This window comes from Curtobacterium citri (genome assembly GCF_030362955.1).
Classification (GTDB): domain Bacteria; phylum Actinomycetota; class Actinomycetes; order Actinomycetales; family Microbacteriaceae; genus Curtobacterium; species Curtobacterium citri.
In genome coordinates, this window is record NZ_JAUCML010000005.1 from 70,877 (window position 1) to 96,778 (window position 25,902).

Annotated in this window: 20 protein-coding genes; 4 read left to right on the forward strand and 16 right to left on the reverse strand. The window is 70.6% G+C overall.

The features are described from left to right. Positions 1-128 precede the first annotated feature (128 nt). The 3 genes from zwf to pgl all read left to right on the forward strand — a co-directional run bounded on the left by zwf (position 129) and on the right by pgl (position 3,445). Positions 129-1,667, forward strand: coding sequence for a glucose-6-phosphate dehydrogenase (gene zwf, locus QUG92_RS09185; protein WP_182047424.1), 1,539 nt, complete (start codon positions 129-131; stop codon positions 1,665-1,667). Continuing rightward, positions 1,664-2,608 carry a glucose-6-phosphate dehydrogenase assembly protein OpcA gene (locus tag QUG92_RS09190; RefSeq protein WP_069710834.1) on the forward strand — a complete coding sequence of 315 codons (945 nt, stop codon included), beginning with the start codon at positions 1,664-1,666 and terminating at the stop codon, positions 2,606-2,608. The genes zwf and QUG92_RS09190 overlap by 4 nt, the downstream gene beginning before the upstream one ends. Before the next feature lie 66 nt (positions 2,609-2,674). Next, entirely contained in the window at positions 2,675-3,445 is a 771-nt protein-coding gene (pgl, locus tag QUG92_RS09195) for a 6-phosphogluconolactonase (RefSeq protein ID WP_289458801.1), read from the forward strand. 289 nt (positions 3,446-3,734) lie between these two features. Here the strand turns inward: pgl and QUG92_RS09200 are convergent, their stop codons facing one another. The 15 genes from QUG92_RS09200 to polA all read right to left on the reverse strand — a co-directional run bounded on the left by QUG92_RS09200 (position 3,735) and on the right by polA (position 24,801). Continuing rightward, positions 3,735-4,094: an RNA polymerase-binding protein RbpA gene (locus tag QUG92_RS09200; RefSeq protein ID WP_069710832.1), complete on the reverse strand. Its 360-nt coding sequence runs from the start codon at positions 4,092-4,094 to the stop codon at positions 3,735-3,737. Between the two features lie 2 nt (positions 4,095-4,096). Continuing rightward, positions 4,097-4,348, reverse strand: coding sequence for a preprotein translocase subunit SecG (gene secG, locus QUG92_RS09205; protein ID WP_058727797.1), 252 nt, complete (start codon positions 4,346-4,348; stop codon positions 4,097-4,099). Between the two features lie 147 nt (positions 4,349-4,495). Beyond that, positions 4,496-5,275: a triose-phosphate isomerase gene (gene tpiA / locus QUG92_RS09210; protein ID WP_289458802.1), complete on the reverse strand. Its 780-nt coding sequence runs from the start codon at positions 5,273-5,275 to the stop codon at positions 4,496-4,498. Then, positions 5,272-6,489 carry a phosphoglycerate kinase gene (locus QUG92_RS09215; RefSeq protein WP_289458803.1) on the reverse strand — a complete coding sequence of 406 codons (1,218 nt, stop codon included), beginning with the start codon at positions 6,487-6,489 and terminating at the stop codon, positions 5,272-5,274. The genes tpiA and QUG92_RS09215 overlap by 4 nt, the downstream gene beginning before the upstream one ends. Continuing rightward, complete coding sequence (gene gap, locus QUG92_RS09220; RefSeq protein ID WP_289458804.1) at positions 6,486-7,496, reverse strand: type I glyceraldehyde-3-phosphate dehydrogenase; 1,011 nt, start codon at positions 7,494-7,496, stop codon at positions 6,486-6,488. Before gap ends, QUG92_RS09215 begins: the two co-directional genes overlap by 4 nt. A 211-nt stretch (positions 7,497-7,707) precedes the next feature. Then, on the reverse strand, positions 7,708-8,688 hold the full coding sequence (gene whiA, locus QUG92_RS09225; RefSeq protein ID WP_069710828.1) for a DNA-binding protein WhiA: 981 nt from the start codon (positions 8,686-8,688) through the stop codon (positions 7,708-7,710). Between the two features lie 76 nt (positions 8,689-8,764). Then, the gene (rapZ, locus tag QUG92_RS09230; protein ID WP_069710827.1) at positions 8,765-9,682 is read right to left on the reverse strand and encodes an RNase adapter RapZ; all 918 of its coding nucleotides are present in this window, start codon (positions 9,680-9,682) and stop codon (positions 8,765-8,767) included. A 116-nt stretch (positions 9,683-9,798) separates the two neighbouring features. Continuing rightward, entirely contained in the window at positions 9,799-11,934 is a 2,136-nt protein-coding gene (gene uvrC / locus QUG92_RS09235) for an excinuclease ABC subunit UvrC (RefSeq protein ID WP_289458805.1), read from the reverse strand. Next, entirely contained in the window at positions 11,935-14,946 is a 3,012-nt protein-coding gene (gene uvrA / locus QUG92_RS09240) for an excinuclease ABC subunit UvrA (RefSeq protein ID WP_289458806.1), read from the reverse strand. A gap of 59 nt (positions 14,947-15,005) precedes the next feature. Continuing rightward, complete coding sequence (locus QUG92_RS09245; protein ID WP_289458807.1) at positions 15,006-15,920, reverse strand: SDR family NAD(P)-dependent oxidoreductase; 915 nt, start codon at positions 15,918-15,920, stop codon at positions 15,006-15,008. Continuing rightward, positions 15,910-17,994, reverse strand: coding sequence for an excinuclease ABC subunit UvrB (gene uvrB / locus QUG92_RS09250; RefSeq protein ID WP_182047875.1), 2,085 nt, complete (start codon positions 17,992-17,994; stop codon positions 15,910-15,912). The genes QUG92_RS09245 and uvrB overlap by 11 nt, the downstream gene beginning before the upstream one ends. A 55-nt stretch (positions 17,995-18,049) precedes the next feature. After that, positions 18,050-18,652 carry a dephospho-CoA kinase gene (gene coaE, locus QUG92_RS09255; RefSeq protein ID WP_289458808.1) on the reverse strand — a complete coding sequence of 201 codons (603 nt, stop codon included), beginning with the start codon at positions 18,650-18,652 and terminating at the stop codon, positions 18,050-18,052. A gap of 90 nt (positions 18,653-18,742) precedes the next feature. Then, the gene (gene rpsA, locus QUG92_RS09260) at positions 18,743-20,212 is read right to left on the reverse strand and encodes a 30S ribosomal protein S1 (protein WP_069710823.1); all 1,470 of its coding nucleotides are present in this window, start codon (positions 20,210-20,212) and stop codon (positions 18,743-18,745) included. Positions 20,213-20,399: 187 nt separating this feature from the next. Beyond that, positions 20,400-22,079, reverse strand: a complete 1,680-nt coding sequence (locus QUG92_RS09265; RefSeq protein WP_289458809.1) for a DUF885 domain-containing protein — start codon at positions 22,077-22,079, stop codon at positions 20,400-20,402. Positions 22,080-22,128: 49 nt separating this feature from the next. After that, on the reverse strand, positions 22,129-24,801 hold the full coding sequence (gene polA, locus QUG92_RS09270; RefSeq protein WP_289458810.1) for a DNA polymerase I: 2,673 nt from the start codon (positions 24,799-24,801) through the stop codon (positions 22,129-22,131). 43 nt (positions 24,802-24,844) lie between these two features. On the opposite strand from polA, the gene QUG92_RS09275 reads away from it, so the two are divergent. After that, positions 24,845-25,270, forward strand: a complete 426-nt coding sequence (locus tag QUG92_RS09275; RefSeq protein ID WP_069710820.1) for a PaaI family thioesterase — start codon at positions 24,845-24,847, stop codon at positions 25,268-25,270. Between the two features lie 4 nt (positions 25,271-25,274). Here the strand turns inward: QUG92_RS09275 and QUG92_RS09280 are convergent, their stop codons facing one another. Further along, entirely contained in the window at positions 25,275-25,745 is a 471-nt protein-coding gene (locus QUG92_RS09280; protein ID WP_289458812.1) for a GNAT family N-acetyltransferase, read from the reverse strand. Positions 25,746-25,902 lie beyond the last annotated feature (157 nt).

Here is a 25,902-nt window from a genome sequence, read left to right on the forward strand (position 1 = left end):
GGACCTGCCCGCCGGGCGCGATGCGCGCCTCCCGGCCGGATCCGACCACCACGACGGCGGAGTCGCCGCTGCCACAGCAGCGCAGCGCTCCGCCGTCTCCGTTCGACCTACAAGGAGTTCACCGACTCATGTCACCGGTGGCTGTCACCCCGGAGCACAACCCGCTCCGACTGCCGACCGATCGCCGTCTGAACCGGATCGCGGGACCCAGCACCCTCATCATCTTCGGCGTGACGGGCGACCTGTCCCGCAAGAAGCTGATGCCCGCGGTCTACGACCTGGCGAACCGGGGGCTCCTGCCGCCCGGGTTCGCACTCGTCGGGTTCGCCCGCCGCGACTGGGAGGACCAGGACTTCTCCCAGCTCGTGCACGACGCGGTCCAGGAGCACTCCCGCACCCCGTTCGACGAGGCCGTCTGGAAGCAGCTCGAACAGGGCATCCGCTTCGTCCAGGGCTCGTTCGACGACCCCGAGGCGTTCCTCGAGCTGAAGCGCACCGTCGACGAGCTCGACGCGCAGCGCGGCACGCTCGGGAACCACGCGTTCTACCTGTCGATCCCGCCGAAGATGTTCCCGGTCGTCACCGAGCAGCTCAAGCTGTCCGGGCTGACCGAGAAGCGCGAGGGCTCGTGGAGCCGTGTGGTCGTCGAGAAGCCGTTCGGCTCCGACCTCCGCACCGCGCGCGAGCTGAACGCGATCGTCGAGAGCGTCTTCGCGCCCGACGACGTCTTCCGCATCGACCACTACCTCGGCAAGGAGACCGTCCAGAACCTCCTGACGCTCCGCTTCGCCAACCAGATGTACGAACCCATCTGGAACTCGAACTACGTCGACCACGTGCAGATCACGATGGCCGAGGACATCGGCGTCGCCGGACGTGCCGCCTACTACGACGGCATCGGCGCGGCGCGCGACGTCATCCAGAACCACCTGCTGCAGCTCCTCGCCCTCACGGCGATGGAGGAGCCCGTCTCGTTCAAGGCCGCGGACCTCCGCGCCGAGAAGGAGAAGGTGCTCTCGGCCGTGCGACTGCCGGAGGACCTCGCCACGGCGACGGCCCGCGGCCAGTACGCCGGTGGGTGGCAGGGCGGCGAGAAGGTGCTCGGCTTCCTCGACGAGGCGGGGATGAACCCCGAGTCGACGACCGAGACCTACGCGGCGATCAAGCTCGACATCGCGACCCGACGCTGGCAGGGCGTGCCGTTCTACCTGCGCGCCGGCAAGCGCCTGGGCCGTCGTGTCACCGAGATCGCGATCGTTTTCAAGCGCGTCCCCGAGGACGTCTACGGCAACACGCAGGCGCCGCTCGGGCAGAACGCGCTCGTCATCCGCGTGCAGCCGGACGAGGGCGTCACGCTCCGGTTCGGCTCGAAGGTCCCTGGCGTCGGCACGCAGGTGCGCGACGTGACGATGGACTTCGGCTACGGCCACGCGTTCACCGAGGCATCGCCGGAGGCGTACGAGCGACTCATCCTCGACGTGCTCCTCGGCGACCCGCCCCTGTTCCCCCGTCACCAAGAGGTGGAACTGTCGTGGAAGATCCTCGACCCGATCGAGGAGTTCTGGGCCACACAGGGCCAGCCCGAGCAGTACCGTCCCGGCACGTGGGGGCCGTCGTCCGCCGACGACCTCCTCGCCCGCGACGGCCGGACCTGGAGGCGTCCATGAAGATCGACCTGCCGAACACCACGGTCTCGAAGATCCAGAAGAAGCTCGTCCACATCCGCGAGGAGGGCGGCGCCGTCGCCCTCGGTCGCGTCCTGACGCTGATCATCTCGACCGGCCTCGGCCACGAGGAAGAGGCGATCTCGGCGGCGAACGAGGCCTCGCGCGAGCACCCGATGCGCGTGATCATCGTGTCGAAGAACGACGGCGACACGAAGTCCCCGGGTCGCCTCGACGCGCAGATCCGCGTCGGCAGCGACGCGGGCGCCAGCGAGGTCATCGTCCTCCGCGCCTACGGCGAGACCGCCACGGACGAGGAGAGCCTGGTCACCGGCCTGCTCCTCCCCGACGCGCCCGTCGTCGCGTGGTGGCCGCAGACCGCGCCCGAGCAGCCCGCGGCGTCCGCGTTGGGCCGGATCGCGCAGCGCCGGATCACCGACGCAGCCGCGCAGAAGGACCCGAACGGCGCGATCGAGGCGCTCGGCCGCTCGTACGTCCCCGGCGACACCGACTTCGCGTGGACCCGTCTGACGCTCTGGCGGAACCAGCTCGCCGCGGCGCTCGACCAGCCGCCGTACGAGTCGATCACGTCCGTCGAGGTCTCGGGGGCGAGCGACAGCCCGTCCACGATCCTCCTCGCCGCGTGGCTCCGGCTGCAGCTGCAGGTCCCCGTCGCCGTCGTCACGTCGCCCCGTGCGACGGGCTCGAGCGGCATCCACGGCGTGAAGCTCGAGCGGGCGTCGGGTCCGATCGACCTCGAGCGCTCGCTCGTCGACGTCGCCACGCTGTCGATGCCGGGGCAGCCCACGCACGACCTGTCGCTCCCGCGGCGCAACCTGCGTGACTGCCTCGCAGAGGAACTCCGTAGACTCGACCCGGACGTCCTCTTCGGAGACGTCGTCAAGCACGGGGTGCCCCAGATCCGCGAGTCGATCGCGGGCTGACCACCCTCCCGGCCGGTCGGACGTCACCCGGCGTCCGACCAGCCGGCCCACCAACACGGGAGTCACGTGACCAACGAACGACGGGTGCTCGTACACCCGGACAAGCAGGCCCTCGGCGCATCGGTCGCCGCTCGCTTCATCACGAAGATCATCGACGTGCTCGACGAGCAGGAACGTGCCGACATCGCGATCAGCGGTGGCTCGGTGTCGTCCCTGGTGCTCGCCGCCATCGGTCAGTCGCCGGCTCGCGAGAGCGTCGACTGGTCGAAGGTCCACGTCTGGTGGGTCGACGAGCGCTGGGTCGCCGAGGGCGACGCGGACCGCAACGTCACGGGCACGCAGACCGACTTCTTCGACCACGTCGACATCCCGCAGGCCAACATCCACCCGATGGCGCCGTCGGACGCCGGCCTCACCATCGACGAGGCCGCCGCCCAGTACGAGCGTGAGCTGCAGGAGGCGGCCCCCGAGGGTGCCGTCGCCCCGCGCTTCGACATCTCGCTGCTCGGTGTCGGGCCGGACGGGCACACGGCGTCGCTCTTCCCGGAGTTCCCGCAGCTGTCCGTCACCGACCGCGCCGTCCTGACGGTCGACGACTCCCCCAAGCCGCCGCCGCAGCGCCTGACGCTCTCGTTCCCGGTGATCAACGCCTCGCAGCGCGTCTGGGTGATCCTGTCCGGCGCCGAGAAGGCCTCCGTCCTCGGGCTCGCCCTGGCCGGCGCCGCGGTGGACGAGGTCCCCGTCGGCGGTGTGCAGGGCCGTAAGCGCACGGTCTTCTTCGTCGACCAGGACGCCGCACGCGAGGTCCCCGAGAACCTCATCGCGTCGACCTACTGACGGCGACCCCCTGACGGACGGGAGGCGCGGTGCCGGCTGGCACCGCGCCTCCCGTCCGTCTTCGGTGCCGGTAGCGCCTGCCCGCCGAGGTCCCTCCACCTCTGTCCCCGTGCCTGAGGTTCCGCAATCGTGCGCTCTCGCTGCGCAGACTCGCTTGCCGCGGAACCGCGACGTCATCCGCGCGGCGAGTCGCGGAACCCGAGTGAGCAGCGCCGGGCGCGGCGCCGCCTCCCGCAGACGACGAAGGCCCCCGCACCGATCGGTGCGGGGGCCTTCGTGACGTCTGGTGCTACTTCGCGGTACCGCGACGCTGGCGGAGCTGCTGCAGCGCGTCCTCGAGGAGCTGCGCTGCCTCTTCCTCGGTGCGGCGCTCCTTCACGTACGCGAGGTGCGTCTTGTAGGGCTCGGTCTTCGCGACGACGGGAGGGTTCTCCTTGTCGCGACCGGCCGGGAGTCCCGTGGACGGCGAGTCCACCGTCTCCGGGATCTCGTCGTCGGGCAGGTTCGCGGCGAAGTACCGCACGACCTCGTTGCCGAGGGCGTCCCAGTACGAGACCGCCACACGCTCTGCCTGGACCCCGCGGTCCTGCTCCCCCATGGGGCCTGCGCCGACGCGCGACCCTCGGATTGCACTGCCTCCGGATGCCATGTTCAGCTCCCCGCTGTGAACTTGTTGATGAGACCGAGCACGATGATCGAGACGATCCAGACCAGACCGAGGATCACCGTGATGCGGTTGAGGTTGCGCTCGGCGACGCCGGACGCCCCGAGGTTGCTCGTCACGCCGCCGCCGAACATGTCGGAGAGGCCGCCACCGCGGCCCTTGTGCAGGAGGATGAGGAGCGTGAGCAGGAGGCTCGTGATCGCGAGCAGGACCTGCAGCACGACGGAGAGAATCGCCACGACGTACCTTTCGTGTCAGTCAGCCTTGCAAGTGTACCGGGCCGCCGGAGCGACCGGGGCCACCGGCACGGGTGTGGCCCGCGGTCGACGCGGGCCGGACGTGGTCCAGGCCGGTCACGCGGACGCGACCGGCCTGGACTGGGTGGATCAGAGTCCGACGTGCTGCCGGAAGCGCGCGATGGCCGCGAACTCCTGCACGTCGAGCGAAGCGCCACCGACGAGCGCGCCGTCGATGTCGGGCTCGCGGAGGAAGCCGGCGATGTTGCCCGACTTCACCGAACCGCCGTAGAGCACCCGCGTGGCCGCAGCGGCCTCGTCGCCCCACGCCGCGGCGACGGCCCGACGGAGGGCGGCGCAGTCGTCCTGCGCCTGCTCGGGCGTGGCGGCCTGGCCGGAGCCGATGGCCCAGACGGGCTCGTACGCCACGACGATCTCGGACGGCTGCACGGCGCCGAGGACCACGTTCAGCTGCTCGACCGGGACGACGCCCGCCCCGCGCTGCTCGCGCTCCTCGCCGGTCTCCCCGACGCAGACGACCGGCACGATGCCGTGCTTGACGGCGGCGGCGGTCTTCGCGGCGACGACCTCGTCGGTCTCCCCGTGCATCGTGCGACGCTCGGAGTGCCCGACGATGACGTACTGCGCGTCGAGCGCGGCGAGGAAGGCTCCCGAGACGTCACCGGTGTAGGCACCGGAGTCGTACTGCGAGAGGTCCTGCGCGCCGAACCGGATCGACAGCTTGTCCGCCGAGATGAGCGTCTGCACGCTGCGGAGGTCGGTGAAGGGCGGGAACACCGCGACCTCGACGTCGTCGTGGTCGTGGCGGGCGTCCTTCAACGTCCACGCGAGCTTCTGCACGGTCGCGATCGCCTGGAGGTGGTCGAGATTCATCTTCCAGTTGCCGGCGATGAAGGGCGTGCGGCTCATCGGGACCACCCCAGTGCTTCGAGACCGGGCAGCGACTTGCCCTCGAGGAACTCGAGGCTGGCACCGCCACCGGTCGAGATGTGCCCGAACCGGTCGTCGGAGAACCCGAGCGACCGGACGGCCGCCGCGGAGTCACCGCCGCCGACCACGCCGAGGCCGTCGACCTCGGTCAGGGCCTGCGCGACGGTCTTCGTACCGGCCGCGAACGCCGGGAACTCGAACACGCCCATCGGGCCGTTCCAGAACACCGTCTTCGAACCGGACACCGCCGACGCGAAGCGCGTCGCCGTCTCCGGGCCGATGTCGAGACCGATGCCGTCCGTGCCGAACGACGAGGACTCGATCGCGTCGGCCGCCACCGTCTCGTGCTGCGCGTCCGCGGCGAACCCGGAGGCCACCACGACGTCCGTCGGCAGGTCGATCGTGACGCCGAGCTCGTCGGCCTTCGACAGGTAGGCACGCACGGTGTCGAGCTGGTCCTGCTCGAGCAGCGACTTCGCCACCCCGTGGCCCTGGGCCGCGAGGAAGGTGAAGAGCATGCCGCCGCCGATGCAGAGCGTGTCGACCTGCGGGAGCAGGTGCTCGATGACGCCGAGCTTGTCGCTGACCTTCGACCCGCCGAGCACGACCGTGTACGGCCGCTGCGGGTCCTTCGTCAGGCGCTCGAGCACCGTCAGCTCGGACTCGATGAGCGAGCCGGCGGCGCTGGGGAGCGCCGCGGCGAGCTCGTAGACCGAGGCCTGCTTGCGGTGCACGACACCGAAGCCGTCGGACACGAACGCATCGCCCAGCGCTGCGATGCGCTCCGCGAACGCCTGGCGTTCGGATGCGTCCTTCGAGGTCTCCTCCGGGTTGAACCGGAGGTTCTCGAGCAGCAGGACGTCGCCGTCCCCGAGGGCCTCGGCAGCGGCGGCGGCCTCGTCGCCGACGGTCTCGCCGACGAAGGTGACCTCCTTGCCCAGCAGCTCGGAGAGGCGCTGCGCCACGGGGGCGAGCGAGTACTCCGGTGCCGGCGACCCGTCGGGCCGGCCGAGGTGCGAGATCACGATGACCCGCGCGCCGGCGTTCACCAGGGTGTTCAGCGTGCCGAGCGACGCCCGCACGCGGCCGTCGTCCGTGATCCGGCCGTCCTTGAGCGGGACGTTCAGGTCGCAGCGGACGACGACGCGCTTGCCGGCGAGGTCGCCGAGGTCCTCGAGGGTGCGGAGGCTCATGCCGAGAGTCGCTCGCCCACGTACTCGGTGAGGTCGACGAGGCGGTTCGAGTAGCCCCACTCGTTGTCGTACCACGAGGTGATCTTCACGAGGCCACCGATGACCTTGGTGAGACCGGAGTCGTAGATCGAGGAGTGCGGGTCCGTCGTGATGTCGGTCGACACCAGCGGGTCCTCGCTGTAGAGCAGGATGCCCTTGAGCGGGCCCTCGGCGGCCTCCTTGTAGGCGGCGTTGATCTCGTCGACCGTCACCGGGGACTTCGTCTCCAGGGTGAGGTCGGTGATCGAACCGGTCGGGACCGGGACGCGGAGGGCGTAGCCGTCGAGCTTGCCGGCGAGCTCCGGCATGACCTGGCCGATGGCCTTCGCGGCGCCGGTCGAGGTCGGGACGATGTTCAGCGCGGCGGCACGGGCACGACGCGGGTCCTTGTGCGGGCCGTCCTGCAGGTTCTGGTCGGCGGTGTAGGCGTGCACCGTCGTCATGAGACCGCGCTCGATGCCGAACTTGTCGTGGAACACCTTGGCGAGCGGCGCGAGGCTGTTCGTGGTGCACGAGGCGTTCGAGATGATGTTGTGGTTTGCCGGGTCGTACTCGCCCTCGTTCACGCCGAGGACGATGGTGACGTCGTCGCCGGTGGCGGGGGCCGAGATGATGACCTTCTTGGCGCCGGCGTCGATGTGCTTCTGCGCGTCGGCGGCCTTGGTGAAGAAGCCGGTCGACTCGATGACGATGTCGACGCCCAGCTCGCCCCAGGGGAGGTCGGCGGGGTCGCGCTCCGCGAGGACCTTGATCGGCTTGCCGTCGACGACGATGCTGTCGCCGTCGAGCTCGACGGAGACACCGAGACGACCGGTGACGGAGTCGAACTTCAGGAGGTTCGCGAGGGCCGCGTTGTCGGTGAGGTCGTTCACCGCCACGATCTCGAGGTCGGAGCCCTTCGCGAGGGCGGCCCGGAAGAAGTTACGGCCGATGCGGCCGAAGCCGTTGATGCCGATCTTGACGGTCAATGGATCTCCTGGTGGGTGTGGAGCGCCCCAGGGGCGCTGCTTTCGGAGGTCGTGGGCCCGTCGGGCCCACGTGTGGTGGACGATACGCCCCGTAACGTCGCCGTAACGACCCTAGCAGTCGGACGCTGCGGACCACCGCCGTGTGACGGACGGGAGGCGCGGTGCCAGCTGGCACCGCGCCTCCCGTCCGCACCGGTCGTCAGAGCCGCGATCAGACGCCCTCGAGCTCCTCCGGCACGCTCGCCTCGGTACCCGGGATGCCGTCGTCGACGGCCTTCTTGTCGGCCATCGCGAGCAGTCGGCGGATGCGACCGGCGATGGCGTCCTTCGTCATGGGCGGGTCAGCGTGCTGCCCGAGCTCGTCGAGCGACGCGTCGCGGTGCTCGAGGCGCAGGGAGCCGGCGTACTTCAGGTGGTCCGGGACCTCGTCGCCGAGGATCTCGAGCGCGCGCTCGACCCGGGCGCACGCGGCGACGGCGGCCTGCGCCGAACGACGGAGGTTCGCGTCGTCGAAGTTCACGAGGCGGTTGGCGGTGGCGCGGACCTCGCGGCGCTGGCGCATCTCCTCCCACTCGGCGGTGGTGCGGGCGGCACCCATCACGGTGAGCATCTGCCCGATCGCCTCGCCGTCGCGGATGACGACGCGGTGGACGCCCCGGACCTCGCGACCCTTCGCCGCGATGCCGAGACGCGACGCGGCGCCGACGAGTGCCATGGCGGCCTCGTTCCCGGGGCACGTGACCTCGAGGGCCGCGGCACGGCCCGGGTCGGTCAGCGTGCCGGAGGCGAGGAAGGCGCCGCGCCAGATGGCGGCGAGGTCCTCGCGGTTGCCCGTGGTGAGCCGGTTCGGCAGCCCGCGGACGGGACGACGACGGGCGTCCATGAGACCGGTCTGGCGGGCGAGCGTCTCCCCTGCCTCGAGCACGCGGACCAGGTAGCGGGTGCCGCGACGGGAGGAGGCGGACGACCCCACCGACGCCTCGCTCCGCACGCCGTACAGCTCCGCCAGGTCCTTGCGCACGCGGTGGACGATGATCCGGGTGTCGAGTTCGACCTCGACCGCGATCCTGCCCGAGATGACGTGCAGGCCGCCCGCGAACCGCAGGATGGTCGCGAGTTCGGCGGCGCGGACCGTGTTGCGGTTCACGACGACCCTGGCCAGTTCGTCCTTGACCTCGGCAGTCAACGGCACAGCATCATTCCTAACGTTTCTTCTGGTGGGGTCCGCGGCTCCGGCGCACGTCCGTGTGGAGCGGCCGGAGGGACGGTCACTCCCGGCCGAGATCTCGGTTCTTCACACGCACGGCGACGTCGGGCATCCCGCGGAGGAGGTTCGCCAACTCGGCGACGACGGCGACCGAGCGGTGCTTGCCGCCGGTACAGCCGATGGCGATCGTAGCGTGTCTTTTGTTCTCGCGCTGGTAGCCGGCCAGCACCGGCTCGAGCACGGCGGCGTACCGCTCGACGAACGACCGGGCTCCCGGCTGCGCCAGGACGTACTCCGAGACGGGCGCGTCGAGGCCGGTGTGCGGGCGGAGTTCCGGCACCCAGTAGGGGTTCGGGATGAAGCGGACGTCGGCCACCATGTCGGCGTCGGCCGGCAGTCCGTACTTGAAGCCGAAGCTCATCAGCGTGACCTGGACGCCGACGAAGTGGTCGTCGGCGAACCGGTCGGTCACGGTGTTCGCGAGCTGGTGGATGTTGAGGTCCGAGGTGTCGATGACGACGTCGGCGGCCTCGCGGAGCCCGGACAGCCGCGACCGCTCGAGCCCGATGCCGTCGAGGAGCGTGCCGTCCCCCTGCAGCGGGTGCGGTCGCCGGACCTGCTCGAAGCGGCGGACGAGCACGGCGTCGGTCGCCTCGAGGAAGAGCACCCGGACCCGCGCCGACGCACTCGTCCGGACCTGCTCGACGGCCTGCTCGGGGTCGGTGAAGAACCGGCCGCCACGGACGTCGACCACCGTGGCGATCTTCGGGATCTTCTCACCCGCGCGGTCGGCGAGCTCGGTGAGCGGTCCGAGCATCTGCGTCGGCAGGTTGTCGACGACGTACCAGCCGAGGTCCTCGAGCGCCTTGCCGACCGTCGACCGGCCGGCGCCGGACATGCCGGTGACGATGAGGATGTCGTGCTGCTGCTGCGCGCGGGCCGTCTCGGTCGGGGTGCTCGTGTCGCTCGTGTCGCTCATGTGTGGGAGGGCTCCGTCGTGGCGGCCCGGGCGTCGGCCCGGGGAGGTCTCGGCTGCTGGTCCAGGCTATCGCCCGCGGCGCGGGCCGGGCCGGGGCCCGGTCGTCCCGGAGGAGGTCACAGCGGGCGGTGCGGGCCGTCCGCCGTGACGTCGGGGACGCGGACGGGACCGGTCGGACGGGAGGCACCGGTCGGGTCCGTCCCGCCGGTCACGTCGGTCGGCGGGGTCGCCTCGGTCCGCGCGGTCGCGTCGGTCGGTGCGGTCTCGTCGGTCGGGGCGCTGGCGGTCGGTGCGCTGGCGGTCGGTGCGCTCCCGGTCGGTGCGCTCCCGGTCGGTGCGCTCCCGGTCGGGGTGCTCTGCGGCGTCTGCGCCAGCTTCGTGACGACCGCGGCGGCCGTCGCCGGTCCGACGCCGTTCACCTCGGCGATCTGGTCGGCCGTCGCCTCGCGGAGGCGCGCCACCGACCCGAAGTGCTTCAGCAGCGCGTTGACCCGCGTCGGGCCGAGGCCCGGGATCTCCGACAGCTGCGACCGCACGTCGCGCTTCCGTCGCGTCCGCTGGTGCGTGATCGCGAAGCGGTGCGCCTCGTCGCGGATCCGCTGGATCAGGAACAGTGCCTCCGAGTTCCGCGGCATGATCACCGGGAAGTCGTCGTCGGGCAGCCAGAGCTCCTCGAGGCGCTTCGCGATCCCGACGAGCGCGATGTCGTGCACGCCGGCCTCGTCCATCGCCCGCTTCGCCGCCTGCACCTGCGGTTGCCCGCCGTCGACGATGAGCAGCTGCGGACGGTAGGCGAACCGCTTCGTCGGCTTCGTCCCCTCGACGACCTCGTCGCTCGTCGCGTCCGGGACGTCCGGTGCGGCGGCGTCCTCGTCGAGACGCGCCAGCCGCCGCGAGAGCACCTGGTACATGCTGTCGGTGTCGTCGGTCGTCTCGGCGATCGTGTACCGCCGGTACTGGTCCTTGCGCGGGAGCCCGTCCTCGAACACCACCATCGAGGCGACGACGTTCGTGCCCTGGAGGTGCGAGATGTCGTAGCACTCCATGCGCAGGGGTGCCTCGGTCATGCCGAGGGCGTCCTGGATGTCGGCCAACGCCGCCGAGCGGGTCGTGTAGTCGGCACTCCGCTTCGTCTTGTAGAGCATCAGCGCCTGCGCCGCGTTCTGGGCGGCGGTCCGGGCGAGTCCGGCACGGTCCCCGCGCTGCGCGGTGCTGAGCTTCGTCCCGCGGCCGCCCCGGCGTTCGCTGAGCCACTGCTGCAGCGCCTCGGCGTCCTCCGGGAGCTCCGGCACGACGACCTCGCGCGGGACGTCGTCGCTCGTGGCGTACTGGCCCTGCACGATCTGCTCGACGAGGTCGCCGGTGCTGATGTCGAGCTCCTTGTCCACCACCCAGCCCCGCACACCGCGGATGCGGCCGCCCCGCACGGAGAACAGCTGCACCGCGGCCGCGAGCTCGTCCTCCGCGACACCGAACAGGTCGAGGTCGACCGAGTCGCGCAGCACGACCGCGGACTTCTCGAGGACCGCCTCGAGCGCACCGACCTGGTCGCGGTACTTCGCGGCCTGCTCGTAGTCCATGGCGTCGGCCGCGGCCCCCATGCGCTGCCGCAGCGTGGTGATGACGCGCCGGTCGTAGCTGCCCATGAACCGCACGAACTCCTCGACCACCGCACGGTGCTCGGCGATCGTGACCTTCTGCGAGCAGGGGCCGCCGCACTTGCCGATCTGCCCCGGGAAGCACGGCTTGCCGGTCTGCATGGCCTTCTTGTACGACGAGTCCGAGCAGGTCCGGATCGGGAAGACCTTGATCATCAGGTCGATGGTGTCGTGCACCGCCCAGATCTTCGGGTACGGCCCGAAGTACTTGGCGCCCTTGATCTTCCGGTTCCGCGTCACCATCACCCGGGGCGACTCCTCGCCCAGGGTGATCGCCATGTACGGGTAGGACTTGTCGTCGCGGAACTTGACGTTGAAGGGCGGGTCGAACTCCTTGATCCACGTGTACTCGAGCTGGAGGGCCTCGATCTCAGAGCCGACCGTGGTCCACTCGACGCTGCGCGCCGTCAGGACCATGCGGCGCGTGCGCTCGTGCAGCGTCGGCAGCGGTGCGAAGTAGTTGCTCAGCCGCGCGCGGAGGTTCTTCGCCTTGCCGACGTAGAGCACCCGACCGGCCTCGTCACGCCACCGGTACACACCGGGGTCGGTCGGGATCTCCCCCGCCTTCGGCCGCCAGGAGACGGTGTCCGCCACCTACCGAGCACCCGCCTTCTGCTTCTGCGTCGCCTGGCGCGCACCGACGGCCTGCTGCTTGCCGACGCGGGCGTCCTGGGCGTCGAAGATCTCGCGCAGGAACACGCCCGTGTGGCTCTCCGGGACGTCGGCGACGTGCTCCGGGGTGCCGACCGCCAGGACCGTGCCACCGCCCGCGCCACCCTCGGGACCCATGTCGACGAGCCAGTCGGCCGACTTGATGACGTCGAGGTTGTGCTCGATGGTGATGACGGTGTTGCCCTTGTCGACCAGGCTCTGCAGGACGAGCAGGAGCTTCCGGACGTCCTCGAAGTGCAGACCCGTCGTCGGCTCGTCGAGCACGTAGACCGTGCGGCCGTTCGACCGACGCTGGAGCTCGGTCGCGAGCTTGACGCGCTGCGCCTCGCCTCCGGAGAGCGTGGTGGCGCTCTGCCCGAGCCGGACGTAGCCGAGCCCGACGTCGACGAGCGTCGCCATGTAGCGGTGGATGGCGGAGATCGGCTCGAAGAACTCGGCCGCCTCACTGATGGGCATGTCGAGGACCTCGGAGATGTCCTTGCCCTTGTAGTGCACCTGCAGCGTCTCGCGGTTGTACCGGGCACCACCGCAGACCTCGCACGCCACGTAGACGTCGGGCAGGAAGTTCATCTCGATCTTGATCGTGCCGTCGCCCGAGCAGTTCTCGCAGCGGCCGCCCTTGACGTTGAAGCTGAAGCGCCCGGGCTGGTAGCCGCGTGCCTTCGCCTCGGGCGTCTCGGCGAAGAGCTGCCGGATGCGGTCGAACACGCCCGTGTAGGTCGCCGGGTTGGACCGCGGGGTGCGGCCGATCGGCGCCTGGTCGACGTGCACGACCTTGTCGAGCTGGTCGAGGCCCTTCACACGCGTGTGCTTGCCCGCGATGTGCCGGGCGCCGTTGAGCTGGTTCGCGAGCACCTTGTAGAGGATGTCGTTGACCAGCGTCGACTTGCCCGACCCGCTGACGCCGGTGACCGCGGTGAAGACGCCGAGCGGGAAGTCGACGTCCACCTGCTTGAGGTTGTTCGCGCGGGCACCCTGCACGCTGATGACGCGCTTCGGGTTGATCTTCCGACGCTCGGACGGCACCTCGATCGCACGGCGGCCGGCGAGGTAGTCACCGGTCACGGACTCGCGGTTGGCGATGATCCCCTCGTACGACCCGGAGTGCACGACCTTGCCGCCGTTCACGCCGGCGCCCGGTCCGATGTCGACGACCCAGTCGGCCGTGCGGATGGTGTCCTCGTCGTGCTCGACGACGATGAGCGTGTTGCCGAGGTCCTTCAGCTTGACGAGCGTGTCGATGAGCCGACGGTTGTCCCGCTGGTGCAGACCGATGCTCGGCTCGTCGAGGACGTAGAGCACGCCGGTCAGACCCGAGCCGATCTGCGTCGCGAGCCGGATGCGCTGGGCCTCGCCGCCGGAGAGGCCGCCCGCGCCGCGGGCCAGCGTCAGGTAGTTGAGCCCGACCTCGAGCAGGAACTCGAGGCGGGCGCGGATCTCGCGGAGCACCGCGGCGGCGATGTGGGCCTCGCGGTCGGTGAGCGTCAGCTCGTCCATGAACCCGTAGGCCTGGTCGAGCGACATGTCGGTGACGTCGGCGATGCTGCGGCCGTCGACCGTCACGGCCAGGACCTCGGGCTTCAGCCGCGTGCCGTCGCACACCGGGCACGGGACCTCACGCAGGTAGCCCTGGAAGCGCTGTCGCTGCGAGTCCGACTCGGCCTCGGCGAACTTGCGCTCGATGTAGGGCATGACGCCCTCGAACCCGCTCGTGTAGCGCATCTCGCGTCCGAAGCGGTTCTTCCACGAGACCGACACCTGGAAGTCCTTGCCGGTCAGGATCGCGGCCTGCACGGTCGGGTCGAGCCGGTTCCACGGGGTGTCCAGGTCGAACCCGAGGTCCTTGCCCAGACCGGAGAGGAGCTTCTCGAAGTACGAGTACAGCCCGCTCGTGCCCGTCCACGGCAGCAGCACACCGTCGCGGAGCGATGCCTCGGGGTCGCCGAGCACGAGGTCCGGGTCGACGGACATCCGCGTCCCGAGGCCCGAGCACTCGGGGCACGCGCCGAAGGGCGCGTTGAACGAGAAGGTGCGGGGCTCGATCTCGGTCAGCGCGAGCGGATGGTTGTTCGGGCAGGACAGGTTCTCGGAGTACGTCCGGACCGCGCCGGGGCCCTCGTGGTCGACGAGGTCGATCGCCACCGTGCCGTTCGTCAGGCGCAGCGCGGTCTCGAGCGAGTCCGTCAGCCGGCCGAGGATGTCGTCGCTCGCCACGAGCCGGTCGACGATCACCGCGATGTCGTGCTTGACCTGCTTCTTGAGCTTGGGCGGGTCGCTCAGCTGCACGCGCTCCCCGTCGACGATCGCGCGGGCGTAGCCGGACGCGGCGAGCTCCTGGAAGAGGTCGACGAACTCGCCCTTCTTCTTCGAGACGACGGGCGCCAGGACCTGGAACCGCGTGCCCGACTCGAACGCCATGAGCTGGTCGGCGATCTGCTGCACGCTCTGCTTGCTGATCACCTCGCCGCAGACGGGGCAGTGCGGGACACCGATGCGCGCCCACAGCAGGCGCATGTAGTCGTAGACCTCGGTGATCGTGCCCACGGTCGACCGCGGGTTGCGGTTCGTCGACTTCTGGTCGATCGACACCGCGGGCGACAGGCCCTCGATGAAGTCGACGTCCGGACGGTCAACCTGACCGAGGAACTGCCGCGCGTACGCGGACAGCGACTCGACGTAGCGGCGCTGGCCCTCGGCGAAGATCGTGTCGAACGCGAGCGAGGACTTGCCGGAGCCCGAGAGCCCGGTGAAGACCACGAGCGAGTCACGGGGGATCTCGAGGTCGACGTCGCGGAGGTTGTGGACACGGGCACCGCGCACGCTGAGCGTCGAGGTGCTGTGCGGCGCGGTCCCGCCGGGGAGGTGGAGGTCGGCGGGCTCGCCGAAGGCGCTCCCGCCCGGGGTCGCGGTTCCGCGGTCAGAAGTGATGGTCATCGCAGACGATTGTACGAAGCCCGACCGACATCCGTCCCGGCGTGGCGGACCGGATCGACTCAGACGAGTGCGTCGAGAGCGAACGCGACGCCCGTGGCCCGCTCGCTCGCGGTCCAGAGCCGTGCCGCCGCCGTGCGGTCGTGCGCCCGCGACCGCGCCGGCACGATCGCCGGCGCACCGGCGAGCTGCAGCGGGCCGTCCGGTCCCCAGTACTCCCCCGACCGGACCCCGTCGCCGACGGCCGCGTGCACGAGCGGGCGGGCACCGGCGTCCTTGCCCTGGGCGATCCACCCGGATCCGGCGCGCATCCAGGCGGGCTCCGACCGGGTCGGCGCGACGTCCGGACGCGCGGGCCCGAGGGCGTCGAGCGCGAGCCCCGGGTGCGCGACGACGCTCCGGACCGCCGAACCCGCGTCGCCGAGCCGCTGCGCGAGCTCGAAGCCGAACAGCATCACGGCGAGCTTGCTCCGGGCGTACTGCCGGTGGCCGTCGTAGCGACCGACCGCCAGGGGGTCGCGCCGGTCGAGGGTGACGAAGCGGTGCGCGATCGACCCGAGGTGCACCACGCGGCCGTCGTCCTGGTCGAGCAGGGGCAGCACCAGCGCGGTCCAGGCGAAGTGCCCGAGGTGGTTCGTGCCGACCTGCAGTTCGAGTCCCTGGGCGGTGGACCGCTGTTCGGACGACCCCACGACACCCGCGTTGTTGAGCAGCGCGTGCACCGGTCCGAGTTCCGCGAGGGTCGCGGCGGCGCCGTGGACGCTGTCCAGGTCGGCGAGGTCGAGGTGGAGGTGCACCAGGTCGGCGTCGTCCACGTGCGCCCGGATGCTCCGCTCGGCCGCGAGACCGCGGTCGGGGTTCCGGGTCGCCAGCACGACGCGGTGGCCCTGCGCCGCGAGCTGCTCCGCGGCGTGGTACCCCAGGCCCGCACTGGCGCCGGTGACGACGACGGTGCGACGGCCGGCGTCACCGGACATGGCCGGCCGACTCCATCTGCCGCAGGGCCTTCTTGAGGTCCTGGACCTCGTCGCGCAGGCGGGCCGCGAGCTCGAACTTCAGCTCCGCCGCCGCCTGGAGCATCTGGTCGTTGAGGTCGCCGATGGTCGCCTCGAGCTGGGTCGCGCCCTCGCCGGCGATGCCCTCGCGTCGCAGGTTCGGCGTCGGCGAGCGACGTCCGTCGGCACCCGGGCGACCCTGGAGCAGCGCCTTGGTGTCGTCGCTCTCGCGCTGCAGGACCTCGGTGATGTCCGCGATCTTCTTGCGGAGCGGCTGCGGGTCGATGCCGTGCTCCAGGTTGTACGCGACCTGCTTCTCGCGACGCCGGTCGGTCTCGTCGATCGCCTGCCGCATCGAGTCCGTGATCTTGTCCGCGTACATGAGCACCTGCCCGGACACGTTTCGGGCGGCGCGACCGATGGTCTGGATGAGCGACGTCGAGGACCGCAGGAAGCCCTCCTTGTCGGCGTCGAGGATCGCCACGAGCGAGACCTCGGGCAGGTCGAGCCCCTCGCGGAGCAGGTTGATGCCGATCAGCACGTCGTACACGCCCTGCCGCAGCTCGGTGAGGAGCTCGACGCGCTTGAGGGTGTCGACGTCGGAGTGGAGGTACCGGACCCGCACCCCCGCGTTGCCGAGGAAGTCGGTGAGCTCCTCGGCCATGCGCTTCGTGAGCGTCGTGACGAGTACGCGCTCGTCACGCTCGGAGCGCAGCTTGATCTCCTCGAGCAGGTCGTCGATCTGGCCGTCGCTCGGCTTGACGACGATCTCGGGGTCGACCAGGCCGGTCGGGCGGATGATCTGCTCGACGACACTGTCCGTGACCCCGAGCTCGTACTTGCCGGGGGTGGCGGACAGGTACACCTTCTGCCCGACGCGCTCGAGGAACTCCTCCCACGTCAGCGGGCGGTTGTCGAGAGCGCTCGGCAGGCGGAACCCGTGCTCGACGAGCGTGCGCTTGCGCGAGGCGTCGCCCTCGTACATGGCGCCGATCTGCGGCACCGTGACGTGCGACTCGTCGATGACGATGAGGAAGTCGTCCGGGAAGTAGTCGATGAGGCAGTGTGGGGCCTCGCCGGCGTCGCGGCCGTCCATGTGGCGCGAGTAGTTCTCGATGCCCGAGCAGAACCCGATCTGCTCCATCATCTCGATGTCGAAGGTCGTGCGCATCCGGAGCCGCTGGGCCTCGAGCAGCTTGCCCTGGCCCTCCAGTTCGGCGAGACGGTCGGCCAGTTCGTCCTTGATGCGCTCGATCGCGCGGTGCATGACGTCGGTGTCGGCCACGTAGTGCGACGCCGGGAAGATCGAGACGCCCGGGAGGTCGGCGATCACGTTGCCGGTCAGCGGGTGCAGCGACGAGAGGGCCTCGATTTCGTCACCGAACATCTCGATGCGGATCGCGTGCTCCTCGTACATCGGGATGATCTCGATGGTGTCGCCGCGCACCCGGAAGGTGCCGCGCGCGAAGTCGACGTCGTTGCGCTGGTACTGCATCCCGACGAACTTGCGGACGAGCTGGTCGCGCGAGATGGTCTGGCCGACGTGCAGGGCGATCGACGCGTTCATGTACTGCTCCGGCGTCCCGAGGCCGTAGATGCAGGACACGGTCGAGACCACGACGACGTCGCGGCGACTCAGCAGCGAGTTGGTCGTCGAGTGGCGGAGGCGCTCGACCTCGGCGTTGACCGAGGAGTCCTTCTCGATGAACGTGTCCGTCTGCGGGACGTACGCCTCGGGCTGGTAGTAGTCGTAGTACGAGACGAAGTACTCGACGGCGTTGTTCGGCAGCAGACCCCGGAACTCGTTCGCGAGCTGCGCGGCGAGCGTCTTGTTGTGGGCGAGGACGAGCGTCGGCCGCTGGACCTGCTCGATGAGCCAGGCCGTCGTGGCGGACTTGCCGGTACCGGTGGCGCCGAGCAGCACGACGTCGGTCTCACCGGCGTTGATGCGGCCGGCGAGTTCGGCGATCGCCGCTGGCTGGTCGCCGCTCGGCGAGTACTCGCTGATGACCTCGAACGGACGGATCGCCCGCGTGGGCTCGATCGACACTGCCATGCCTGCAACGGTAGTCCGCGCCGCCGACACCGGACGGCCCTGATCGCCCACAGCGTCAGCGGGTCAGGCGTGCCCAGACGTCGTCGGCGGACCGGATCGTCTCGTCGACCGTCCCCGTGGCGTCGACGACGTGGTCGGCGAGGGCGAGCCGCTCGGCGTCGGACGCCTGTGCCCCGACCCGCCGCTCGGCCTCGTCCCGCGTGGCGCCGCGGAACGCCACCAGGCGCTCGACCCGCTGCGCGGCCGGTGCGTCCACCACGACGACGGCGTCGAAGGCGATCGGACGCCGACCGCGGGCCTCGGCCAGCAGCGGGACGTCGTACACGACGAGCGCCTCCGGGTCGGCGGCCTCGGCGGCGTCGAAGGCCTGCTGCGCGAGCCGCCAGACCTCCGGGTGCGTGATCGCCTCGAGGTCCCTCCGAGCGTCGGCGTCTGCGAACACGATGCTGCCGAGGGCGGGGCGGTCGAGCGAGCCGTCGGCTGCGAGCACGCCCGGCCCGAACCGCTCCGCCACACGGGCGAGCCCGGGGCTGCCGGGTGCGACCGCCTCCCGCGCCAGCCGGTCCGCGTCGACCACGACGGCACCGTGCTCCGCCCAACGACGGGAGACGGTGGACTTGCCCGCGGCGATGCCGCCTGTCAGACCGATGATGCGCACCGCCCCAGGCTACCCAGCACGCCGTGGAACGCCGGAAGCCCGGCACCCCGTGAGGGGTGCCGGGCTTCCGGGACGGTGCGACCCGCTCGATCAGTTGTTCGAGCTGAGCTTCTCGCGGAGCGCCGCGAGCGAAGCGTCGTCGGCCAGGGTGCCCTGACCGTTCGTCTCGCTCGTGAACGACGACGACGAGGAGGTCGACGCGCTGGCCGGCAGGTCGAAGTTGCCCTGCGCCTCGTCGGCGATGGTCTTCGCGACCTGCGCCTTGTGGGCCTCCCAGCGCGACTGGGCGGCCGCGTACTGGCCCTCCCACTCGGTGCGCTGGGTGTCGTAGCCCTCGAGCCACTCGTTCGTCTCCGGGTCGAAGCCGTCCGGGTACTTGTAGTTGCCCTGGTCGTCGTACTCGGTCGGCATGCCGTACAGCGCCGGGTCGAACTCGGTGCCCTCCGGGTCCACGCCCTCGTTCGCCTGCTTGAGGCTGAGCGAGATGCGGCGACGGTCGAGGTCGATGTCGATGATCTTGACGAAGACCTCGTCACCGACGGAGACGACCTGCTCGGCGAGCTCGACGTGCTTGTTCGAGAGCTCCGAGATGTGGACGAGACCCTCGATGCCGTCCGCGACGCGGACGAAGGCACCGAACGGCACGAGCTTCGTGACCTTGCCCGGCGCGATCTGACCGATCGCGTGGGTGCGGGCGAAGACCTGCCACGGGTCCTCCTGCGTGGCCTTGAGCGAGAGCGACACGCGCTCGCGGTCCAGGTCCACCTCGAGGATCTCGACGGTGACTTCCTGACCGACCTCGACGACCTCGCTGGCGTGCTCGATGTGCTTCCAGGAGAGCTCGGAGACGTGGACGAGACCGTCGACGCCACCCAGGTCGACGAACGCACCGAAGTTGACGATCGACGACACGATGCCCTTGCGGACCTGGCCCTTGTGGAGGTTGTTGAGGAAGGTGGTGCGCGACTCGGACTGCGTCTGCTCGAGCAGGGCGCGGCGCGAGAGGACCACGTTGTTGCGGTTCTTGTCGAGCTCGAGGATCTTCGCCTCGAGCTCCTGGCCCAGGTACGGGGTCAGGTCGCGGACGCGACGCAGCTCGATGAGCGAGGCGGGGAGGAAGCCGCGGAGACCGATGTCGACGATCAGGCCGCCCTTGACGACCTCGATGACCGTGCCGGTCACGACGCCGTCGGACTCCTTGATCTTCTCGACGTCGCCCCACGCGCGCTCGTACTGCGCACGCTTCTTCGACAGGATGAGGCGACCTTCCTTGTCCTCCTTCTGGAGGACCAGGGCCTCGACCTCGTCGCCGACCTCGACGACCTCGTTGGGGTCGACGTCGTGCTTGATCGAGAGTTCGCGCGAGGGGATGACACCCTCGGTCTTGTAGCCGACGTCGAGGAGGACCTCGTCGCGGTCGATCTTCACGACGGTTCCGGAGATCAGATCGCCGTCGTTGAAGAACTTGAGGGTCTTCTCGACCTCGGCCAGGAAGTCATCAGCCGAGCCGATGTCGTTGATGGCGACCTGCTTGGGAGCCTTGGTCGTGGTGGTTGTCATGTAGAGATTGCTCCGAACGGACATGAGTCGGGCCGTGACGGCGAGGGAGCGACCCCCTGGTCCGCACCGAACGTCGGTGCGAGCCGTCATGGCAGTGGTTGGTTGGCGCGGATTGCGCCGATTGAGTCTAGCCGCAGGGCCGTGGGCCCCACAACCGGGCGTGTCGCGCGTGTCGCGGGTCCCCCGGTCAGTCGAGCAGCGCACTCCGCAGCGTGTCGAGTCCGACGCCGCCGAGCGCGAGTGCGCGGTGGTGGAAGGCCTTGAGGTCGAACGCCGCACCCTCGCGGGCGGCGAGCTCGTCGCGGATCGACTCCCAGACGCGCTGCCCGACCTTGTAGGACGGTGCCTGCCCCGGCCACCCGAAGTACCGGGCGACCTCGAACTGCACGAACTCCGGCGCCATGTTGACGTTCTGCCCCATGAAGTCGAGCGCGTACTCCCACGTCCAGCCGCCGCCGTCGGGGTTCGTCTTCTGCAGGTGCACGCCGATGTCGAGCACGACACGGGCGGCTCGCATGCGCTGTCCGTCGAGCATGCCGAGCCGGTCGCCGTCGTCGTCGAGGAACCCGAGCTGCTCCATGAGCCGCTCGGCGTAGAGCGCCCAGCCCTCCACGTGACCGGACGGTCCGGCGAGCTGACGCCGCCAGGTGTTGAGCTCCCCGCGGTTGTGCACCGCCTGGCTGATCTGCAGGTGGTGACCCGGGACGCCCTCGTGGTAGACCGTGGTCTTCTCGCGCCAGGTCCCGAACTCGGTCACGCCCTGCGGCACCGACCACCACATCCGGCCGGCCCGCGAGAAGTCGTCGGACGGGCCGGTGTAGTAGATGCCGCCCTCCTGGGTGGGGGCGATCCGGCACTCCAGTCGCTTGATCGGGTCGGCGATGTCGAAGTAGGTGCCGTCCATCGCGCGGATGGAGGCGTCGCTCGTCTCCTGCATCCACCGCTGCAGGGCGTCCGTGCCGTGCAGGATGCGGGCCGGGTCGGCGTCGAGGACCTCGATCGCCCGGGCCACCGACGCGCCGGGTTCGATGCGGTCGGCGATGCGCTCCTGCTCCTCGCGCATCCGGGCGAGCTCCTCGATCCCCCACTCGTACGTCTCGTCGAGGTCCACGACCGCCCCGAGGAAGCGGCGGGAGTGCAGCTCGTAGTCCTCGCGCCCGACGGCGTCGACCGGCGTGGCCAGGGGTAGGAGCTCGTGCTCGAGGAACCCGCCGAACGAGCGGTACGCGGCCGCCGCGACCTCGGCGCCCCGGGCGAGCTCGGAGCGGAGCGACTCGGGCAGCGGACCACCGCCCTCGAGCGTCGCGCCGTCGACGAGCTGCCGGAAGAAGCCGTCCTCGGCGCCGTTGCGGGCGGCCTGCTCGGCGACGAGCGCGACCTGGCGACGTGCCGGCGTGACCTGCTCGCGGGTGCCCTGCAGCAGGGTCTCGCGGTGTCCCTCCAACGCCTCGGGCAGCGCGTGCAGCCGTCCGGCGACGTCCTGCCAGTCGTCCGTCGTCGCCGTCGGCATGAGGTCGAGCACGTCGCGGAGCTCCTGGGCGGGGCTCTGGATGACGTTGAGGTCGCGCAGGTGCAGTCGACGGTCGTGCGACTCCACGACGAGGTCGAGCTCGGCACCGAGGTCGGTCTTCGTCACGCGGTCGACGGCGTCCACGGCGTCCGTCGCGTCGAGCGTCCGGCGCGCTGCACGGGCCGCGTCGGCGAGGGCGTCGGCACCCGCGGGGGACGTGTCGCCGTACCCGTCGGTGCGACCCGGAGCCCCGATGTACGTCGCGACGGTCGGGTCGAGGTCGACGAGGGTGGTGACCCAGTCCTCGGCGACGCGGTCGACGGCGGAGGGCTGGCGGACGGGTCGGTTGTCGCTCATGCCCCGACCCTACCCACGGGTCGGGGGCGCGCTGGTGCGGTCCCGCGCGTCAGTGCGCCGCGGCCTCCCAGTTCGGACCGACGCCGACGGACACGTCGAGCGGCACGCTCAGCTCGGCGGCTCCGCCCATGCGGGTCCGCAGGACCTCCTCGACCCGCTCCTGTTCGCCGGGCGCGACCTCGAGGATGAGCTCGTCGTGCACCTGGAGCAGCAGGCGGGAGGCCATGCCGCCCTCGCGGAGGTCCTCGTCGACACCGAGCATCGCGATCTTCATGATGTCCGCCGCAGAGCCCTGGATCGGCGCGTTCAGCGCCGCGCGCTCGGCGTTCTCGCGGAGCACGCGGTTCGGGCTCTTGAGGTCCGGGAAGGGACGACGACGACCGAAGATCGTCTCGGTGTAGCCGTCCTCACGCGCCTGCTCGACGACACCGCGCAGGTAGTCGCGGACGGAGCCGAAGCGGGCGAAGTACTCGTTCATCAGCGTGCGGGCCTCGGACTGCTCGATCCGGAGCTGCTTCGACAGCCCGAACGGGCTCAGGCCGTACGCCAGGCCGTAGGACATGGCCTTGACCTTCGTGCGCATCTCCGGGCTGACGTCCGCCGGCTCGACACCGAAGACGCGCGCGCCGACGAAGCGGTGCAGGTCCTCGCCCTCGTTGAACGCCTGGATGAGCCCCGGGTCGCCGGACAGGTGCGCCATGATGCGCATCTCGATCTGCGAGTAGTCGGCGGTGACGAGCGTCGTGAACGGCTCCGCGACCGCGAAGGCCGAGCGGACCCGCCGCCCGACCGCGGTCTTGACGGGGATGTTCTGCAGGTTCGGGTCGTTCGACGAGATGCGGCCCGTGCTGCTGCCGGTCTGCTCGTAGCTCGTGTGGATGCGGCCCTCGACGACCGCGGCGTCGAGGGTGTCGACGATCTGCCGGAGCTTCGTGGCGTCGCGGTGCTGCAGCAGCAGACCGAGGAACGGGTGCGGGTGCTGCTCCTGCAGGTCCGCCAGGCTCGCGGCGTCGGTGGAGAAGCCCGTCTTCGTCTTGCGGGTCTTCGGCATCGCGAGCTCGGTGAACAGGACCTCCTGCAGCTGCTTCGGCGACCCCAGGTTCACCTCGTGCCCGATCTCCGCGAAGGCCTGCTGGGCGAGCTCGGCGGCACGCTCCCCCAGGTCGTGCGACAGCCCGGTGAGCACCGGCCGGTCGATGCCGACGCCGACGGTCTCCATGCCTGCGAGGACCGGGACCAGCGGGAGCTCGATGGTGTCGAGCACCCGGAGCGAGGACTCGTCGACCCGGGCGCGCAGCGCGGTGTCGACCCGGAGCACGTACCAGGCGTGCACGCCGATGTTCACCGGGTCGGTCTCGGGGACGAGCTGGTTCGGGTCGGCGGTGGGGAGTTCTTCGCCGAGCTCCTGGTAGACGAGGTCGGCGAGGGGCTGGCCCTGCTTGCCGGGCTGCGCGAGCCATCCGGTGAGCCGGGCGTCGCCCGCGATCCCGCGTACCGTGATGCCGACGGTGGCGAGTGCCTTGATCGCGGTCTTGGCGTCGTGGAAGTGCTTCGGGGCGTCGGAGGCGAACCACGCGGCGAGCTGCTCGTAGTCCTTCGCGCCGCTCCCGCCCGGCACGAGCACGGCGTCGTCGTGGGTGGCGATGCCGATCGCGCTGAGCCGACCGTCGATGACCTCGACCGCGACCCCGAAGCCGTTCTCGGCGTCGTTCGCGCCCTTGCGCTCGAGCCAGTGGCCGAGCTCCTCGTCGATGATCGTCGTGACCTTCGGCGGGGTCGGGGCGCCGCTGTCGACCGTGCCGGGAGCGTCGCCCGCCTCGCTCGGCTCACCGGTGCCCGCCACCTTGAACACGCGGTCGAGCAGGGTGCGGAACTGCAGCTTCGCGAAGAGGTCGCGCACGGCCTGCTCGTCGAGCGGTCGCAGGGCGACGTCGCCCGGGCCGACCGGCAGCTCGACGTCGTTCACGAGACGGTTCAGCTTCCGGTTCCGGATGGCGCGGTCTCGCTGCTCGCGGAGGTTGTTGCCGACGACGCCCTTGATCTCGTCGGCGTGCTCGAGCACCCCGTCGAGCGAGCCGTACGCGGTGATCCACTTGACGGCGGTCTTCTCGCCGACCTTGTCGATGCCGACCAGGTTGTCGCTCGTCTCCCCCACGAGCGCCGCGATGTCCGGGTACTGGTGCGGCTCGATGCCGTACCGCTCGTACACCTTGTCGCGGTCGTAGCGGGTGAGCTCGGAGACGCCGCGGACCGACGGGTAGAGCAGCGTGACGTCGTCGTTCACGAGCTGGATCGAGTCACGGTCGCCGGACACCACGTACACCTGGTAGCCCTGCTCGGAACCCTGCCGGGCGAGGGTCGCGAGGATGTCGTCGGCCTCGTAGTCCTCCTTGGTCACCGTCGTGATGCCCATCGCCTCGAGCGCCTGCTGCAGGAGCGGGATCTGGCCCTTGAACTCCGCAGGGGTCTCGGACCGGGTGCCCTTGTAGTCCTCGTACTCCCGCGTGCGGAAGGAGAACCGGGAGATGTCGAACGCGACCGCGAGGTGGGTCGGCTTCTCGCGCTGGAGGAGCATGAGCAGCATCGAGATGAAGCCGTGGATGGCGTTCGTGTGCTGCCCCTCGCGGTTCACGAAGCTGTCGACCGGGAGCGCGTAGAACGCCCGGAAGGCGAGCGAGTGGCCGTCGATGACCATGAGGGTAGGCTTTGCGGTGTCCGACACCAGGACAGCCTACCGACGCGATCCGACACGGGAGTTCTCGAGCGTGACCGACGAAGCGACCACGACCGACGCCGTCGACCCCCGCCTCGCGGACCGGGGTCTCGGGGAGCTCGCCGAGAAGATGGGCATGGTCGTCACCGAGCTCACGGCCGAGCGTGCCGTCGGGTCGATCCCCGTCGAGGGCAACCGCCAGCCGGTCGGACTCCTGCACGGCGGCGCCTACGTGGTCCTCGCCGAGAGCCTCGGGTCCATGGCCGCGAACGTGCACGCCGGCCCGGGCCGCTACGCCGTCGGCATCGAGCTCAGCGCCTCGCACTCGCGCAGCGCGACGAGCGGCCGGGTCACCGGCACCTGCACCGCGATCCACCTGGGCGGCACGCTCACGACGCACGAGATCGTGCTGACCGACGACGAGGGCCGTCGCTGCTCGACCGTCCGCATCACGAACATGATCCGCGAGCGGCGCTAGCGGTTCAGTCCTCGGGCGGTCGCTGCAGCAGCAGGCGCGCGTCCCCGAAGCCGAGCCGTCGGTAGAGCGTCTCGCCCACGACGCTCGAGTGCACCGCGGTGCGCTCCGCGCCGAGCTCGTCGGCGAGGTCGAGCAGGGCCGTGACGAGGCGTCCGGCGACCCCTCCGCCGCGCAGGTCGGGGTGCACGTAGACGGTCTGCAACTCGGCGGTCACGCGTCCGCGCGGCCGGTGCGGCGCCGGCGGCCGAGGGTGCACGGCGAGCCACGCCATCCCCAGCACGACCCCGTCGCGCTCGGCGACTACGCACCGGTGCGAGTCCGCGTGCTCCGCGGCGAAGGCCGTCATCGCGTCGCGGTACTCGTCGGGGGTCACCGTCGGGACGGCGCCGTCCTCCTCGACGCTCCACCGCCACCGCAGGTCGGCCACCGCCCGCATGTCCTCCGGCCGGGAGGAACGGATCACCACGTCGTCCATGCCCCCACCCTGCCAGGTGGCGGGCTCGGCGGCGGGGCCGACCCGCGCCTCCCGTCCGGCTCCTGCCGCGGCACTGCCGCCGCGCGCAGTCTGCGACACGACACGCGACGATCGATCGGTGCGATGTCGCACGATGCGTGTGCATCCGATGCCGTCC